General features: G+C 60.6%; 16 protein-coding genes. 9 read left to right on the forward strand and 7 right to left on the reverse strand.

Translation table 11 applies throughout. The annotated features are described in order from the left end of the window. Positions 1–70 precede the first annotated feature (70 nt). A complete protein-coding gene (sciP, locus tag CFBP4996_RS10520; RefSeq protein ID WP_003491799.1) occupies positions 71–346 on the forward strand; it encodes a CtrA inhibitor SciP in 276 nt (91 codons plus the stop codon). A gap of 225 nt (positions 347–571) precedes the next feature. Then, entirely contained in the window at positions 572–853 is a 282-nt protein-coding gene (locus tag CFBP4996_RS10525; protein ID WP_080853095.1) for a GNAT family N-acetyltransferase, read from the forward strand. A 218-nt stretch (positions 854–1071) separates the two neighbouring features. Here the strand turns inward: CFBP4996_RS10525 and CFBP4996_RS10530 are convergent, their stop codons facing one another. Together CFBP4996_RS10530 and CFBP4996_RS10535 are read right to left on the reverse strand one after the other, a co-directional pair. Then, a complete protein-coding gene (locus tag CFBP4996_RS10530; RefSeq protein ID WP_003522925.1) occupies positions 1072–1275 on the reverse strand; it encodes a DUF1059 domain-containing protein in 204 nt (67 codons plus the stop codon). Positions 1276–1562: 287 nt separating this feature from the next. Beyond that, the gene (locus tag CFBP4996_RS10535; protein WP_003491821.1) at positions 1563–1913 is read right to left on the reverse strand and encodes a flagellar export protein FliJ; all 351 of its coding nucleotides are present in this window, start codon (positions 1911–1913) and stop codon (positions 1563–1565) included. A 480-nt stretch (positions 1914–2393) separates the two neighbouring features. Here CFBP4996_RS10535 and ctrA point away from each other — a divergent pair, with 480 nt between their 5' ends. Together ctrA and CFBP4996_RS10545 are read left to right on the forward strand one after the other, a co-directional pair. Further along, entirely contained in the window at positions 2394–3098 is a 705-nt protein-coding gene (gene ctrA, locus CFBP4996_RS10540; protein ID WP_003522926.1) for a response regulator transcription factor CtrA, read from the forward strand. Positions 3099–3388: 290 nt separating this feature from the next. Beyond that, a complete protein-coding gene (locus CFBP4996_RS10545; protein WP_080850974.1) occupies positions 3389–3904 on the forward strand; it encodes a GNAT family N-acetyltransferase in 516 nt (171 codons plus the stop codon). Between the two features lie 51 nt (positions 3905–3955). Here CFBP4996_RS10545 and CFBP4996_RS10550 read toward each other — a convergent pair whose 3' ends face one another. The 3 genes from CFBP4996_RS10550 to chpT form a co-directional block, all read right to left on the reverse strand. Beyond that, positions 3956–5002, reverse strand: a complete 1047-nt coding sequence (locus tag CFBP4996_RS10550; RefSeq protein WP_162935818.1) for an alpha/beta hydrolase family protein — start codon at positions 5000–5002, stop codon at positions 3956–3958. Between the two features lie 150 nt (positions 5003–5152). After that, positions 5153–5680 (reverse strand): GNAT family N-acetyltransferase, encoded by a 528-nt coding sequence (locus CFBP4996_RS10555; RefSeq protein WP_080850972.1) that lies wholly within the window; start codon positions 5678–5680, stop codon positions 5153–5155. 85 nt (positions 5681–5765) lie between these two features. Then, a complete protein-coding gene (gene chpT, locus CFBP4996_RS10560; protein ID WP_003522930.1) occupies positions 5766–6413 on the reverse strand; it encodes a histidine phosphotransferase ChpT in 648 nt (215 codons plus the stop codon). A gap of 251 nt (positions 6414–6664) precedes the next feature. Between chpT and CFBP4996_RS10565 the strand changes: the two genes are divergently transcribed. Together CFBP4996_RS10565 and CFBP4996_RS10570 are read left to right on the forward strand one after the other, a co-directional pair. Beyond that, a complete protein-coding gene (locus CFBP4996_RS10565) occupies positions 6665–7261 on the forward strand; it encodes a DUF1134 domain-containing protein (RefSeq protein WP_003522931.1) in 597 nt (198 codons plus the stop codon). A 143-nt stretch (positions 7262–7404) separates the two neighbouring features. After that, a complete protein-coding gene (locus tag CFBP4996_RS10570; protein ID WP_080850971.1) occupies positions 7405–8634 on the forward strand; it encodes a coiled-coil domain-containing protein in 1230 nt (409 codons plus the stop codon). A gap of 240 nt (positions 8635–8874) precedes the next feature. Here CFBP4996_RS10570 and CFBP4996_RS10575 read toward each other — a convergent pair whose 3' ends face one another. Both CFBP4996_RS10575 and CFBP4996_RS10580 read right to left on the reverse strand, forming a co-directional pair. Next, positions 8875–9729, reverse strand: a complete 855-nt coding sequence (locus tag CFBP4996_RS10575; protein ID WP_121490261.1) for a TrmH family RNA methyltransferase — start codon at positions 9727–9729, stop codon at positions 8875–8877. After that, a complete protein-coding gene (locus tag CFBP4996_RS10580) occupies positions 9719–10111 on the reverse strand; it encodes a hypothetical protein (protein WP_080850969.1) in 393 nt (130 codons plus the stop codon). Before CFBP4996_RS10580 ends, CFBP4996_RS10575 begins: the two co-directional genes overlap by 11 nt. Before the next feature lie 38 nt (positions 10112–10149). Here CFBP4996_RS10580 and CFBP4996_RS10585 point away from each other — a divergent pair, with 38 nt between their 5' ends. The 3 genes from CFBP4996_RS10585 to rpoH all read left to right on the forward strand — a co-directional run bounded on the left by CFBP4996_RS10585 (position 10150) and on the right by rpoH (position 13338). Beyond that, positions 10150–11172, forward strand: a complete 1023-nt coding sequence (locus tag CFBP4996_RS10585; protein WP_035259711.1) for an RluA family pseudouridine synthase — start codon at positions 10150–10152, stop codon at positions 11170–11172. A 272-nt stretch (positions 11173–11444) separates the two neighbouring features. After that, complete coding sequence (locus CFBP4996_RS10590; RefSeq protein WP_080850968.1) at positions 11445–12269, forward strand: class I SAM-dependent methyltransferase; 825 nt, start codon at positions 11445–11447, stop codon at positions 12267–12269. 166 nt (positions 12270–12435) lie between these two features. Further along, positions 12436–13338 carry an RNA polymerase sigma factor RpoH gene (gene rpoH / locus CFBP4996_RS10595; protein WP_003522581.1) on the forward strand — a complete coding sequence of 301 codons (903 nt, stop codon included), beginning with the start codon at positions 12436–12438 and terminating at the stop codon, positions 13336–13338. Positions 13339–13374: the final 36 nt, after the last annotated feature.

Below are 13374 nucleotides of genomic sequence, written 5' to 3' on the forward strand. Positions count from 1 at the left end.
CTTAGGCAATTTTTAAAGGTACCGGGATAGAGTTCCCGTCATATGGTCTTGAGTTTGTATAGAGTGTCCAATGACCGAAATGATACGCCCACGAGTTAAATATGTCATCGGCCCCGATGGCAGCCCTCTGACGATCGCGGATCTTCCGCCTGCCAATACCCGTCGCTGGGTCATTCGCAGAAAGGCGGAGGTGGTTGCAGCGGTACGCGGTGGACTGTTGAGCCTCGAGGAAGCCTGCGAGCGTTATACGCTCACTGTCGAAGAATTCCTGTCCTGGCAGTCCTCGATTGCCGATCATGGCCTTGCCGGCCTGCGCACCACGCGCATTCAGCAATATCGCCACTAAAACAGTGCGCCGGCGCAAAAACGCGCCCAGACCGAATTTCCAGAACGCCCCGCCGGATTATCGACGGGGTTTTCGGTTTGATTTCGGATTTCCCCCTGAGAACTGCCCCACAGAGCCGGCGATTGTCGCCGGTTTGTGTCCGCTGCGTTCGCTATCCCGCTGTTTCAATTCAGGCTGAAGCCGGTACAGTGGCGACAACGAACAGCAATGCGGAAGGCGCTCATCATGGACATCAAGACAACCGAAACCGGATCGCACGGCGAATATTCGGCGACCATCGACGGCCATAAGGCGGAGATGACCTATTCGCGCACCTCCCCTTCCCTCATCATCATCGACCATACCGGCGTGCCCGATGCGCTGCGCGGCAAAGGCGTCGGCCAGGCGCTTGCCGCCCACGCAATCGATGAAGCCCGCAAGGGCGGCTGGAAAGTCATTCCGCTCTGCCCGTTCTTCAAGGCCCAGACGTTGCGCCATTCCGAATGGGCGGATGTTATTCAGGGGTAAATGGGCAGACATAACGAGCGTTATGTCAGTTATCTACGTTATCGACGGATGTTTTGGCCAAAACGGAGCATCCACACGCCGTCACCCCGGCCTTGAGCCGGGGTCCAGCAAGCTCAAGTCATTGAGCTGAAAAGACTCTTCTCGTCGCGCAGACGCGCGCCGACTGGATGCCGGATCAAGTCCGGCATGACGGCGGAGATATTCGGGTGTGCCAGCAATCACGCCACCTTCAACGGCGGCGTCCCGGCATGCATGCTCCGGCGGACTTCTTCACGGAATTCGAGCGTATCCTTTGCGCCATGCACGGCCACGGCGTGTTGCACGGCCGCTTCCATAAGTTCCTCCGGAGAATCGGCGGAGATGGCGACAGTGCATCTGCTGTCACTGGGGAATTCGCGGCAATCGATATATTGGCGGGCCATTTTTTCCTCCCTGCAAGTGCCGCCCGCACCCGCACGGGGCGCGTGCGCGTAAAAGCCTCCGGCTCACGGTCGGAACCTCCGTAAAATACGCCTTTCTCCACCTCCGGACAATCGAAATCAGGCCTGACCGTCCCGGCGGGAAACACCGGCGACGCGGCAAAACAAAAGGCCGCCCTCAAGGAGCGGCCTTTCGAAAAAATGCATGGCGTCCCGTCATTGAAAGCCGCCTCCTGATCCACCGGCAGCCGTCAATGAGGACGATCTTCGTCAATTCCTGCGCCTATAGGTCAGGCGCGGGCGCGGATGGCTCCGTCGCGGTTTTCGAGGGCAGCGGCCTTTTCATATTCGGCCTGCACCTCTTCCAGCGAAGCTTCGGCGGCTTCCTGCTGGGCCTTCAGCTCACGGATCGAGACCTGAAGATTATCCGCCCGCTGGCGCGCGGCCTTGGCGAAGGTCGGATAGGCGAAATGCGTCGGATCGGTAATGCCCGACTTGCTTTCTTCCAGAGATATCTGATGCACCAGTTCCTTTGCCATCCGCTCGAACTCGGACATCATCTGCTGCAGCTGGTTAAGCTGCCGGCGTTTTTCATTGACCTGAAATTCCTTCAGGCGAACCAGGCTGTCACGCGACTTCATACGCAATACTCCATGGATAGCGAGACCCGGATCAAAAAGGCACTATGCCACCCTGATCGGCCCGTTTAACCCGCCCGTTTTTCCGTAAGGGTTGACCCCTGTCCCGGAATGATTCCCAAAAGTTACCCGACGTTAATAAAAAACCGCCGTCGTTAACCTTTCGTTTACGGGCATCGTTAATGATAACGACGATCATTTAAGGGTCGGTAAATGCCAGGTCCAAAAAAATGGACCCGACGATGTAAGAGTCGATTGAATCACTTAACCGGATTTCCTCGCGTTAAGCTTCAATTTTGGCGATGGTGGATTCACGTGCAAAAACAGCGAAATGCCTACTTTGCTTAATAAATTCGATACACCTTGCCAAAGGCAATTAGAATTTGTTAACCATTTGGTGGCAGCCTGCAAATCAGGCAACGTCTGGATCCGCATCGCGCGAGGCAATGATTTACCGGTTCGCGGGCGGCAAAGGGGATAATTATGCGGGTTCTACTTATTGAAGACGACAGCGCGACAGCGCAGAGCATTGAACTGATGCTCAAGTCGGAGAGCTTTAACGTCTACACGACCGACCTCGGTGAGGAAGGCGTGGACCTCGGCAAGCTCTATGATTACGACATTATTCTTCTCGACCTCAACCTGCCCGACATGTCGGGTTACGAGGTTCTGAGAACGCTTCGCCTCTCCAAGGTCAAGACGCCGATCCTCATCCTTTCCGGCATGGCCGGCATCGAGGACAAGGTTCGCGGCCTCGGCTTCGGCGCAGACGATTACATGACGAAGCCGTTCCACAAGGACGAGCTTGTTGCCCGCATTCACGCCATCGTCCGCCGTTCCAAGGGCCATGCACAGTCGGTCATCGCCACCGGCGAGCTGATCGTCAATCTCGATGCCAAGACGGTTGAAGTGGGCGGCCAGCGCGTTCACCTGACCGGCAAGGAATATCAGATGCTCGAGCTGCTTTCGCTGCGCAAGGGCACGACGCTGACCAAGGAAATGTTCCTGAACCACCTCTATGGCGGCATGGACGAGCCGGAACTGAAGATCATCGACGTCTTCATCTGCAAGCTGCGCAAGAAGCTCGCAAACGCCGCCGGCGGCGCAAACTACATCGAAACCGTCTGGGGCCGCGGCTATGTTCTGCGCGAGCCGGATGGCGCGACGGAATTCCTCGAAACCGCCTGATCCATTCCGGGACAGGACAGTTTTTAAAAGACCCGCTGGAAACGGCGGGTTTTTTGTTGCGATTTCAAGGTCGCAGGTAACCGTGTCATTGGCATATCACGACACACGATCATATTCCGGCGCATGGATACTCCCTCATTCCTGTGCTTGTCACAGGAATCCAGCCGATGCGCGTCTGCGCAGCGAGAGACTCTTTTCAGCCCAAGGACTTGGGCTGGCTAGATTCCTGTGACAAGCACAGGAATGAGGGAAGAAGAGCTAGGCTACGCGCCGCAAAAGGATGACGGCACATGAACCACCCTATCCCTACCCTCAAGACCGAACGCCTGACTTTGCGCCCGCTGATGATCGCAGACTTTCCCGCCTATCGGGACTTCATGGCGTCGCCACGCTCCGTCGGTGTCGGCGGACCCTACGATCTCTGGAAAACATGGGGCGTGTTCTGCCACGATCAGGCCAACTGGTACTTTTTCCGCCATGGCGCGCTGATGATCGAGCTTGGCGAAACGGGGCAATGTGTCGGCCAGGTCGGCATCAATCACGGTCCGCTGTTTCCGGAAAAGGAACTGGGCTGGCTGCTTTACGAAGGCCACGAAGGGCGCGGTTATGCGGCGGAAGCCGCCTCGGCGCTGCGCGACTGGGCCTTCAAGACCCTGAACCTGCCCACGCTTGTCAGCTACGTCTCGCCGCAGAACCGCAAATCCGCAGCCGTCGCCGAACGAATCGGCGGCAGGCTCGACCCGGCGGCACCCCGTTCCGATCCCGAAGACCTCGTTTATCGGCACCATCCGGTAAGCGCCGTTTAAAAAAGGGACGCCTCAGGACCATCCGGCCACGAGGCGTCCGGAAAACCCGACCTAGCGCATTTCCGCTTTCAGAAAGCCGAGGATCACCTGCGCGATCTGCGCATGGATGGTCGCGCGGTCCCTGCCGCCGCCATCCCGGCAGACGAAACCTTCGCCCGGTGAAAGCTCCTCCACGATCTTTTCGCCGTTCGGCCTGCAAATCTGCATGAAGCTGAAATGGCTGGCATCCGGTATTTCCCGATAAACGGTCGTCGCCTTTGGCAGATGCCGGGCAATATAGTCGGAATCGGCCTTGATGGCGGCGATCTCCGGTGTTTCCACACCCGCGGCCAGAACCAGAACCGGCACGCCGACGGCTTGCAGCGTCTCCGGCAGGAAACCGGCGGCCGGCCCGAGATCCAGCGCCATGGCGGCGCGGATGCGGGTATCCTTCAAATCCATCGAAAGACGCGGATCGGCCCTGCCGTCACCGACAACCCCGACTTTGGCGAGCAGCCGCGGAGCCTTGCATTGCGGCGGGCGCTTCTCCCCGCTGCAATCCTTCAGGGCAAGATCGGCGCTGTATCGCGCGCCAACCAGCTCCATTGCGGTCCAGCCGCCAAGGGAATGGCCGATTACGGCGATGCGCGTCGCATCGATCCTGCCGGCGAATCGGTCATCGCCGAGCAATGCGGTCAGCGTTCTGCTGATGTCGCGCGGCCGTTCCCACAATGGAACGATCTCGGTCGCATTTTCTTCGGTGAACGATTCGCCGCCGTGATCCGGGGCTGCCACGACATAACCTTCCCGCACAAGCTCACCGGCAATCCAGTTCAGATTGCGCCAGCTTCCGCCGAAACCGTGCGACAGCAATATGAGAGGACGGGAACCGTCAAGAAGGGAAGCGCCCGGTTGAACCTCAAGGCCGTAAAAGGCGGCATTTTCGCCGACGATCTCGCTTTTGCCCGACGGCGCGGCCGGGTACCACAATGAAACGGCTAGCGGTCTCGAACCGGCCTCATCCGGCAATTCGATCTGTTTAAAGCCGATGCCGCTTTCCGCCATTGCGGACTGGACAGTGGAGAAAATGACGATGACCGCCAGAAGAAGATAGCGCATGGGATGCTCCGGAGTTGATATGGACCAACTCCTGGTTCAATCCGCCGCCCGCCGAGACCTCAAACAGGTTTCAGGTCGTCCTGAAACGCGATTCGGAACAGCAACACCGGGCGCTGGAGAAACCCGCGTCACACTCTTACTGGAAATGCTCTAGATATCCACGATCCGCTCGAAAAGCCGAACGGGGCTGTCGCGGAACGCCGTATCGCGAAATGGCCGGAAGCCGAATCGGGCGGCGATCGCCAGCGACGGGCTGTTGAGCGGATTGATCATGCAGACGGTCCGCTGCGAAATCCCGCGACCATCGAACCATCGCAGTGCCGCCTCCACCGCCTCGGTCGCGACACCCTTGCCCGCCAGCGCCCCGTCGATTTTCCACATCGCCTCAGGCACGCCGTCGAAATCCTCACCGTTGCCACGGCGCATATGGGCAAAGCCCACCTCGCCCACGATGCGCCCCGTGGCAAGCTCTTCCACCACAAAGGGGCCGAAGCCGAAAGCGGACCAATGGCCCAGAAAACGCAAAAGCCGGGCGAAGGCGAGTTCCGGGTCCAGCGGCGCAATCGATACGACCCCTTCGATCTGCGGAACATCCGCGCCCCAGAAGGCGCGATAAAGCGCTTCATCCGCGATGGCATGCGGCCGCAGGACAAGGCGAGCGGTTGTCAGACGTGTCATGAACATGCTCCCCAAACGAAAAAAGGCCGGCGCGTCGGCAGACGCGGTCCCGGCCTTTCACAAATTCAGATCGGCGATTGAACGGTCACTCGGCAACCGTCTTGGCGGTAAAGACGATGCGGTCGTCATGCACCTTGTATTCCACCGCCATATTGGCCTCCTCGGCCAGAAGCAGCGTGTAATAGGGCTGAACGGAATGGGCGTCGACCGCCTCTTCCAGCCTGCCCTCGTAAATTTCCACGAACTTGGCCGGCACGCGCATCATCCGGCCCTTGACGGTGATTTCGAACCTGGCGTCGCCGTCGGGGCTTTCCAGCAGCACATCCACATTGCCGCCGCGCGGAATGGCGCCATAAGCCACGAGAAAGAGATTGAGCAGAAGTTTGACACGATTCTTCGCAACGATGGCGCGCGGGCCGTTCCAGCTCACCTCCGCCTTCTTTTCGGCGGCGGCGAAATCCTGGGCGGCTTTTTCGGCCTCGCCGGTGTCGATGGACGCGCCGGCGGAGCCGGAAGCGCCGAAGGCAAGGCGGGCGAACTTCAGCCGCACGGATGCGTTAAGGGCTGACGTGCGGATGAGATCGAGCGCATCGTCATCCGTGCCGCCCTCGTCCAGGAGTTCGAGGCCGTTATTGATGGCGCCGACAGGAGAAATCACATCATGGCACACACGGCTGCACAGAAGAGCCGCCAGATCGGGACCGGACAGCGTGATATTGAGTTTGCTGGTCATAAAATTCTCTCCTGCGCAAGGGAGGCGCGGACGGTGTGGAAATTGTTAAGCCATAATGACACCATATTTGGTAAACCGATTGTTAATAGGATGGTTTCAAAATGCCAAATGCCTTAACAGGCCACACTGGAGCCCCGTGTATCCGCAAGGATGCGCGAAACATGCTGTAGAACTTTGACTCTGGGCATCGGCCCTTTCGAAAACCGATTCGGATTTTCGAACCGATGCGCTAACGAAACAGACGGACGGACATGACGATGCGCCTTACGAAAACCCGCACCATTGCACGCCTCGGACTGGGAAAGATTGTCGCGCTCCTTGCGAGCCTCCTGATATGGGTCGCACCGGCCGCGGCCCAGAACAGCGATCAATATTCTTTCCAGGAAGTCGTGGATGCAGGCCACGGATTCTTCGGTGAAACCACCGGCGGCCTTGCCAAGGTGGTGGAGCGTGCCTTCCAGCAATACGGTCTTCCAAACGGTTACATTCTCGGCCAGGAAGGCTCCGGCGCCTTCGTCGCGGGCCTCACCTATGGCGAAGGCACGCTTTACACCAAGAATGCCGGCCAGCACCCCGTCTTCTGGCAGGGCCCCTCCCTCGGCCTCGATTATGGCGGCCAGGGCACCCGCGCCATGATGCTGGTCTACAACCTGCCCTCCGTCGATGCGCTTTACCGCCGTTACGGCGGTGTGAGCGGCTCCGCCTTCATCGTCGCAGGCGTCGGCATGACCTATCTGAAGAGCAGCGACGTGACCCTTGCCCCCATCCGCACCGGCATCGGCGCGCGCCTCGGCATCAATGTCGGTTACCTGAAGCTCACCCAGCAGCCGACCTGGAACCCCTTCTGATTCGCTAAAGCCGGGGCGGGAGGAAATAACGGGCCGGTTTTGACGGTGCGACACCCCTCCCCACGGTTGCAATAATAGCGTAACGTGCTTTCGCGCCCCTCTTTCCGAATGCGCGCGTATCTGAGTTTCGGAGACTGTCCCGCGTGATCGAATATGCCATTCTCTTCGGATTGGGTTTTCTCACCGCAACCCTGCTGGCCCTGTTGATCGCACCCGCGATCCACCGCCGCATCGTCGCCTATACGGAAAACCGCATACGCGCGACAATGCCCATCAGCCCGCAGGAAGTGCGCGCCCAGAAGGACATGGCGCGTGCGCTCTACGCCGCCGAAAACGCCAAAGTCCGCCAGGAACTGGATACGGAACGGGAAAAGAACACCTCGCTGCGTCTCGCCAACGAGGCCGCCTCCAGCGATGCCTATCGGCTGGGCGAGCAGAACCGCAGCTTCTCCCTGAAAATCGAGGAGCTGACGCTGGAAATCGGCGAATTGCGCGCGGCCCTCGATGCCGCCGAAGAACACGCCGGCGCCGTACAGGCGAACCTCGCACAACAGGAGCAGGCCGCCAACGAGCGCGCCGGCCAGATGTCCGATCTCACCGCACGCCTCACCAATCTGACGCGCGAGCTGGATGATTCGAAAATCCTCGCCGCCACCCGCGATCTGGAAGCCGAGCAGGCCAAGCAGAGCGCCACGCGTTTCCGCAAGGAAGGCGAGACCGCGACCCGCGAATTGCAGGATGTGGCGGCCCGCAACAAGGAAGCGATGACGGCGGTTGCGCGCGAAAGCCGCAAGGTCACCCGGCTTGAGGAACAGGTCGCGACAGTCATGGCGAAAAATGCCGATCTCGACACGATGCTGACGCTGCGCAACCAGGAAGTCGCCCGCCTCAAGGAACAGCTTGCCGCAACCGGCGGCCGCGCCAACGACATGATCATCCGCCTGCCGAACCCGGCCGTGCCGGTCGAGAAAACGGTTAGCCCATCGCAACCGACGGCCCCTGCCCCAGCCGCCGCGCCTGAAACCGCACCCGCCGCCGAAGAAGAGGCGGCACCGGCGATGGCCGCAGAGGAAGCAGCTCCCCCGGTCGTGACGGAGCCAGCGGCGTCGCAAGGTCTGGAGCAGGAAATCGAGGATATCCGCAATCAGGGCACCGCGCTCACCGAACGCCTGCTGAACGTGCGCGGCACCGGCAATGACGAACCCATCCGCCGCGAAATCGCAAGGATCGCCGCCGAGATGATCGCGCTCACCGCCGCGCAGGAGGGCGAGAAATCGCCCATTCCGGCGCTGCTCGCCAAGGCCTCCGGCTCATCGGGGCGGGAGAGCCTTGCGAAGCGGGCGAAGGTGGTGATGGAGAAGCGGGAACACTAGGCCTTCGGTGGGTGTGGTTGTACCCCGCGTTGAGTGTGTGGCTTACCCCCCTCTGCCCTGCCGGGCATCTCCCCCTCAAGGGGGGAGATCGGCAAGAAGTACCGCCGCCGCTTCATTCTCAAACGTCGAGATGGCCAAAACTTCGCTGCTTGTCGATCTCCCCCCTTGAGGGGGAGATGCCCGGCAGGGCAGAGGGGGGGGGTAAGCCACATACGCCGAAGCGATAAAGTGGCACCTGACCTAAACCCGCCCCATAACCCCCGCCATCTGATAAAGCGCCAGCCCCGAAGCCGTCCCCGCATTCAGGCTGTCCAGCTGCGGCGACTGCGCAATCCGCGCCGTGTGAAAACGCGAGAGCACCGATTGCGGCAACCCCTCGCCTTCCGTGCCGATAACCAGCGCCATGCGTTCGGAACGGGGAATATCGCGAATCTCGGTCTCGCCATTGGGCGAAAGGCTCCAGATCGCAAACCCGGCCTCCGAGAGCCGCTCCAGCATCTCCACTGCGCCGCCGCCGCGATGATAGGGAACGGACAGGACCGAACCGACTGACACCCTGAGTGCCTTGCGATAAAGCGGATCGCAGCACGTCTCGTCCAGCAACACCGCATCGGCATAAAACGCCGCCGCATTGCGGAACATCGCCCCCAGATTGTCGTGATTGGAAATACCGCAACCCACAAGCACCAGCGACGAGGCAGGAAGTGCCGCCGTCATCTCTTCCAGTCCGCGATCCTGAACCCGCCGCCCGAGCGCCAGAATGCCGCGATGCAGGTGGAACCCGACAATGCCATCCAGCACCGGCGCTTCCGCCACATAAACCGGCACATCCGGCGGGAAATCGGCAAGGATATCCGCGACGCCCGAAAGCCGGTTTCTGAGGATGAGGATGCTCTCGGCCGCAAAGGCGCCGCCCGCTTTATGCGCGGCGGCCAGCATGCGCAGCACCACCGTTCCTTCGGCAATGAAACGGCCCTGACGCCCGGTCAGGTCGCGCTCGCGAATATCGCGAAAGGCGGCGATGCGCGGATCGGCCGAGTCCTCGACCGGGATCAGCGCCCGCCCGTCCAGCAGCTTATTGGCCTCACTGGCCATCGACCGTCACATCGGCGAGGAACCGGCCGGCCGCGACGTTGAAGACCAGCGCCTTGCGGGTGCCGTTGGCGAGCCGCCCGTAAAACAGCATGTCGCCGCCGGAATAGCTGACATTGTCGATCGTGAAGCCCTGCGGCAGGCTGGCGGTGACGGCAAGCGGTCCGTTGCCGGTGGGAACGGCAAGGTTCGGCGCTTCCGTCTGCGTCTGAACCGCCTTCGACGGCCCCATCGCCTTGTAGACAACCGCACCGAAGACGGCCATAAGGCTGATAAACATCACGGAGCCCGACACGATCTGCAAACGGATCATCTTGCGGCGAACTTTTTCCATGGCCGGATCAAGCGGCTTGTCTTCCTGTTCGTCTTGCTCGATCTGCGTCATCGGGTTCCCTGAAATGCTGATGGATCGGAGAAATAAGAATGAACGACCCCTTTAAACAAGGCGGAGACGCAAGGAAAGTCCTGATTGCCGGGGAAAACGCCGAAGGCCGCCTCGATTCCTGGCTGGCAGGCGAAGTGGGCGGCGACTTCTCCCGCAGCCGGCTGAAAGCGCTGATCGAGCAGGGCGCGGTCTCCATCAACGGCCAGCCGGTGACAGAGCCGAAAAAGAAGGTGCATCCCAAGGACCGCATCGAAATCGTCATGCCCGAGCCGGAAGACCCTGAACCCAAGGGCGAGGACATTCCGCTCGACGTGGAATATGAGGATGAAGACCTGATCGTGCTCATCAAGCCCGCCGGTCTCGTCGTGCATCCGGGCGCCGGCAACTGGACCGGCACGCTGGTCAACGCCCTCATCCACCATTGCGGCGACAGCCTCTCCGGCATTGGCGGTGTCAGGCGGCCGGGCATCGTCCACCGGCTGGACAAGGAAACCTCCGGCGTCATGGTTGTGGCGAAGAACGACAATGCACACCGCCATCTCGCCGCGCAATTTGCCGACCACGGCCGCACCGGGCCGCTGGAGCGCGCCTACAAGGCCGTCGTCTGGGGTCGCCCGCGCACCCTGCGCGGCACCATCGACGCAGCACTCGGCCGCAGCGCCGACCGCACCAAACGCGCCGTCAAGCACGAGGATTCGGACGATGCCCGCGAGGCGATCACCCATTACGAGGTGATGGAGCGTTACCATGAGCGGCCGGATGCCACCTGCCTCGCCTCCATGGTGGAATGCCGCCTGGAAACCGGCCGCACCCACCAGATCCGCGTTCACATGGCCCATATCGGCCATCCGCTGATCGGCGATCCCGAATATGGCGCGGCCTTCCGCACCAAGGCGAACCTTCTTGAAGAACCGGCAAAGAGCACCGTTCGCGGCTTTCCGCGTCAGGCCCTGCATGCCTATCTGCTCGCTTTCGAACATCCGCGCACCGGCGAGGTGATGGAATTCGAAACCGACCTGCCGGATGACATGGAAGCGCTGACCGCCGCATTGCGTGGCTGAAAACCTGCATGGCGCGGTCAAAAAACTGCGCCATGCATTTCGCCGGAAGCCCCGGATAATAAAAAAAGATTAGCGGATAGCGATATTCCGCAGTCGGTCCTTTTTATAGACCGCCCCAATTTCGCTTCAATCGTCACACCTCCTCGGCCCCGCAAAGCCTGAAATCGCCGCCGTTAAACCGTGACGATTTCAAGCCTGCCAGATAAAGCCGCAGGGACGCCATTCGTTCGATCCGCCCCGAACGGAACCGGCATGATGACGGGATCTATCGCATGAATATCGAAGACCGCCGGTTTATCTTTCAGGAGTTGCGCAGCGTCGAAGGCTATATCGACCCGCCCGATGCGCTCGTCTTCAAGGCGCTGTTGCAGGCCCAGACGAAAAGCGGCCTCCACGGCGGCATGGCGGAAATCGGTGTCTATTACGGCCGCTCCTATTTCCTGCTGCGTAAATTCGCCGGGAAGCAGGAAAAGGTGCTGGGCGTCGATCTCTTCGATCTCGATCCGCCCGAAGATGGCAGCCTCGACCAATATGAACGCCTGATGGAAAACGGCCGCCGGCTGGGTTTCGCCATGGATGAAGACCTGATCATCAGGGGCGACAGCACGCAGCTGGCGCCCGCCGACATCACCTCCCGCATCGGCGCCGCGCGCTTCTTCAGCATCGATGGCGGCCACAACCTGCACCACGTGCTGGCCGATGCGAAACTGGCGATGGAGGTGATCGCGCCGCATGGCGTCATCGTCTTCGACGACACTTTCAATCCCGCCTGGCCGGAAGTGACGGTGGGCGTCGCCGATTTCCTGCGCACCCATGGCCACAGCCTCGTCTGCTTCGGCATGACGAAATACAAAACCTACGTCTGCCGCCGGGAATTTCACGCGACCTATGCCGACGCGATTGCCGCCGATCCCGATCTGCAGGCGCTTGCCCATGTGGAGACGCAGTTCCTCGGCTCCAAGGTTGTGCGCCTGCACAATCCCATGCGCCGGCGGGTGATGTATGAGCTGATGGTCCGCTCCGGCCTTGGCGGTTTTTCGGAACGAATCTACCGTTCGAAAGTTAAACAGGTCAAAGAAGGTGTCACTGGAACATAACGCATGTGTGAACGCAGCGTTCGCTTGAAACGCGGCGGGCGCGTACATATCTGTCACATGGGTTCGTGCGGGGTCGGTAACGACCCGCAGCTTACGGTGTGCCTCCGGCGGGTCAGTCGCCGATCAAAGAGGGTGCCGTTCCAGACCATAGATAAGGGGGTGCTTTATGGCCCGCAATAGTTTGCCTACGATTACAGCCGGCGAAGCCGGTCTCAATAGATATCTCGACGAAATCCGCAAATTTCCGATGCTGGAGCCGCAGGAAGAATACATGCTTGGCAAGCGTTATGCCGAGCATGGCGACCGCGACGCCGCGCATAAACTCGTCACCAGCCACCTGCGTCTCGTCGCCAAGATCGCCATGGGTTACCGCGGTTACGGCCTGCCGATCGGCGAAGTCGTCTCCGAAGGCAATGTCGGCCTGATGCAGGCGGTGAAGAAATTCGATCCGGAGCGCGGTTTCCGCCTGGCCACCTATGCCATGTGGTGGATCAAGGCCTCGATCCAGGAATATATCCTGCGCTCCTGGTCTCTGGTGAAGATGGGCACGACCGCCAACCAGAAGCGCTTGTTCTTCAACCTGCGCCGGCTGAAAGGCCGCATCCAGGCAATCGACGATGGCGATCTGAAGCCGGAACACGTCAAGGAAATCGCGACGAAGCTTCAGGTGTCGGAAGAAGAAGTCATCTCGATGAACCGCCGCCTGCATGGCGACGCATCGCTGAATGCGCCGATCAAGGCGTCCGAAGGCGAGTCCGGCCAATGGCAGGACTGGCTGGTGGATGACCATGACAGCCAGGAAGACGTGCTGATCGAACAGGACGAGCTGGAAACCCGCCGCCGCATGCTGGCGAAAGCCATGGGCGTGCTGAACGACCGCGAACGCCGCATCTTCGAAGCCCGCCGCCTTGCCGAAGACCCGGTGACGCTGGAGGAACTCTCCTCCGAGTTCGACATCAGCCGCGAACGCGTGCGCCAGATCGAGGTTCGCGCCTTCGAGAAGGTGCAGGAAGCGGTGCAGAAGGAAGCGCTGGAAGCTGCGCGTGCGCTGCGTGTGGTGGATGCGTGAGTGGGCGCGCTCCTGACGCCAATGCGCTGACCGTGA

Origin of the sequence: Agrobacterium leguminum (genome assembly GCF_005144435.2) — a bacterium.
Taxonomy (GTDB): Bacteria; Pseudomonadota; Alphaproteobacteria; order Rhizobiales; family Rhizobiaceae; genus Agrobacterium; species Agrobacterium leguminum.